A 3,759-nucleotide genomic window follows, 5' to 3' on the forward strand; every position below is an offset into this window, starting at 1 on the left:
CATCGCCAGCACTTCCATCTCTGCCCTGACGACAGATCAGATCTCCGCGATGGATTCGAGCCAGATCGCGGCTTTGGCCACGACGCAAGTTGGTGCGCTGAACACCGCACAAGTGGCCGCCATTGAAACCAGTGACCTGGCGGGTCTGAACACCGCATCGGTGCGCGCACTGACCACTGCCGGTGTAGCCAACTTGACCACCGATCAGATCTCGGCCTTGAACTCGTCGCAGGTAGGCGCGCTCACCAGCACGCAAACGGCTGTGCTGACGACCGATCAGATTGTTGCGCTGAACACGGCTGACGCAGCCGCGCTCAACAGCACACAAGTTGCTGCCTTCAACACCGCTCAGGTCGCCGCCATTGAAACCAGCGATCTGATTGCGCTGAATACGGCCTCTATTCGCGCCATGTCGACCGCAGCCATCGCTGCCATGGGCACCGACCAGATTGCCGCATTGAACTCGGCGCAAGTCGGCGCTTTAAGCACCAGCCAGATTGCCGGACTCAACACCAACCAGATTGGCGCCATTGAAACATCCGATCTGGCAGTTCTGAACACAGCCCAGGTGGCCGTGCTCAACACGGCGCAGGCTGCTGCGCTGACCACAGCACAGATCGCTGCCCTGAATACTGCCGATGTACGCGCCATCAACACGGCTGACACGGCCGCGCTGAGCAGCGACCAGATCGCCAACATGACGTCGGCCCAGATCGGCGCGCTGAGCACCGCTCAGATTGGCGTGCTCAACACCTCGCAGGCGTCGGCCATCGAGACGAGTGACCTCGCTGGGCTGAGCACAGCTGCGGTCAAGGCTTTCACGACCGCCGCCGTCAATGCACTGACCACCGACCAAATCGCCAACCTGAACACGGCGCAAGTCAATGCATTGAGCACCACCCAAGTGGGGGCACTGAACACCAACCAGATCAGCGCCATCGAGACCTCCGATCTGGCAGCCATGAGCACGGCTCAAGTTGCCGCGTTCAGCACAGCGCAAACTGTGGCCCTGAGCACCGCCCAGATCGGCGCACTCAACACCGCTGACATTCGCGCACTCAACACGGCCGACACGGCTGCCCTGACCACGGATCAGGTCGTCGCCCTGAACTCGAATCAGGTCGCAGCACTGACCAGCACCCAATTCGCGGCCTTCAATACGGCACAGATCGCCAATATGGAGACCACGGACCTGGCTGCCGTCGGCTCCAGCCAGATCGCCGCGCTGAACACAGCCCAGACGGCCGCGTTGACCACCGACCAGATCGGCGTGATCAACACGACATCGCTGCGTGCACTGAATACCAATGACACCGCCGCGCTGACCACAGATCAGATCGTTGCACTGAACTCCAACCAGATTGGTGCTCTGACCACAGGCCAGATCGGTGCGCTCAACACCAAGCAAGTCGCAGCCATCGAGACCACGGACATCGTGGCTCTGAACACCGCTGCAGTACGCGCACTGAACACGGCCTCGGTCGCCGCTCTGACCACCGATCAGATCGTTGCAATGACGTCCACGCAGATTGCGGCCTTGAGCACATCGCAGATTGCCGCGCTGACAACCACCCAGGTGGCAGCGATCGAGACGACCGACATTGCTGCAATGACGACTGCCCAGGTGGCCGTACTACACACTGCGCACGCTGTGGCTTTGAGCACCTTGCAAGTCGGCGCCATGAACACCGCAGACATGCGCGCCTTCACGACGGCAGACGTTGCTGTCCTGACAAGCGACCAGATCGCCTCGCTGAACTCGGCACAGATTGCGGCCATGAGCTCCACGCAAGTGGCTGTGCTCAACACCAGCCAGGCCGCAGCCATCGAAACCGGCGATCTGGCAGGCCTGAACACGGCGTCGATCCGAGCCTTCAGCACCGCCGCCATCAATGCGCTGACCACCGACCAGATTGCGGCACTGAATACCGCGCAGATCAACGCCCTGGGCACTGCCCAGATCGCAGCACTGAACACCAATCAGATCGGTGCCATCGAAACCACCGACCTGGCCGCCATGAACACGGCCCAGATCGCCGCGCTGAACACGGCTCAAACCGTGGCCCTTACCACGGCGCAAATGGGCGCCATGACCACGGCTGAAGTCCGCGCCATCAACACGGCTGACACAGCCGCGCTGACCAGCGACCAGATCGCCAACATGAACTCGGCCCAGATTGGCGCGCTGAGCACCGGCCAGATCGGCGTGCTCAACACGTCGCAAGCCGCCGCGATCGAAACCAGTGACCTGGCTGGCCTGAACACGGCCGCGATCCGCGCCTTCACCACCGCTGCCGTCAACGCCCTGACCACCGACCAGATCGCCAACCTGAACACCGCTCAGGTCAACGCACTGGGCACCACGCAAGTGGCGGCGCTGAACACCAACCAGATCGGTGCGATTGAAACGACTGACCTGGCTGCCATGAACACGGCGCAAGTGGCGGTCTTCAACACCGCACAGATCGTGGCCTTGAGCACCGCCCAGATCGGGGCGCTCAACACCGCTGATGTGCGCGCCCTGAACACGGCCGACGCGGCTGCCCTGACCACCGACCAGGTGGTGGCGCTGAACTCCAATCAGGTGTCTGCACTGAGCAGCACCCAGATGGCGGCCTTCACGACCGCCCAGATCAACGCGATGGAGACGACCGATGCGGCAGTCATCAGTTCGACCCAGCTGGCCGCCTTCAACACGGCTCAAACGGCTGCGCTGACCACCGACCAGATCGGCGTGATCACCACCACTGCCCTGCGCTCGCTCAACACGAACGACACGGCTGCGCTGACGACCGACCAGATGGTCGCGCTGAACTCCAACCAGATCGGCGCCCTGACCACGGCACAGATCGGCGCCCTGAGCACCAAGCAAGTCGCCGTCATCGAGACCGGTGATCTGGCTGCGCTCAACACGGCTGCCATCCGTGCGCTGACCACGGCCGCCGTCGGCGCCCTGACCACCGATCAGGTGGTGGCGCTGAACTCTGCCCAGATCGGCGCGCTGAGTACCGCCCAGTTCTCCGCCCTCAACACGGCGCAGGTCAATGCCATCGAAACCTCCGACCTGGCTGGTTTGACAACCGCCCAGGTGGCTGTGCTCACCACGGCCGGTACGCAAGCCCTGTCTACTGCACAGGTGGCTGCGCTCAACACGGCCCATGTGCGTGCGCTCAACACGGCTGACACTGCCGCGCTGACCAGCGACCAGATCGCCAACATGAACTCGGCCCAGATTGGCGCGCTGAGCACCGGCCAGATCGGCGTGCTCAACACCAACCAGGCTGCTGCGATTGAAACCAGCGATCTGGCCGGCCTGAACACGGCTGCGATCCGGGCCTTCACGACCGCCGCCGTCAACGCACTGACCACCGACCAGATCGCCAACCTGAACACCGCTCAGGTCAACGCCCTGGGCACCGCGCAAGTGGCTGCGCTCAACACCAACCAGATCGGTGCCATCGAAACCACCGACCTGGCTGCCATGAGCACCGCCCAGGTGGCCGTCTTCAACACCGCGCAAACGGTTGCCCTGAGCACCGCACAGATCGGGGCCCTCAACACGGCTGCGATCCGTGCGCTCAGCACCACAGATACAGCAGCCTTGACCACCGATCAGGTCGTGGCTCTGAACTCGGCTCAAATTGGTGCGCTGAGCACCGCCCAGATTGGCGTGCTCAACACCAACCAGGCCGCCGCCATCGAAACCAGCGACCTGGCAGGCTTGAACACCGCCTCGATCCGCGCCTTCACCACCGCCGC

1 protein-coding gene is annotated in these 3,759 nt (G+C 63.1%); it reads left to right on the top strand.

The annotated features are described in order from the left end of the window. Window positions 1-49 precede the first annotated feature (49 nt). On the top strand, window positions 50-3,759 hold a 3,710-nt coding region (locus tag EPO09_RS21560), incomplete at its 3' end, for a beta strand repeat-containing protein (protein WP_367200101.1).

The sequence above is a fragment of the Aquabacterium sp. genome (assembly GCF_004297345.1).
In the GTDB taxonomy this organism is placed as follows: domain Bacteria; phylum Pseudomonadota; class Gammaproteobacteria; order Burkholderiales; family Burkholderiaceae_C; genus Aquabacterium.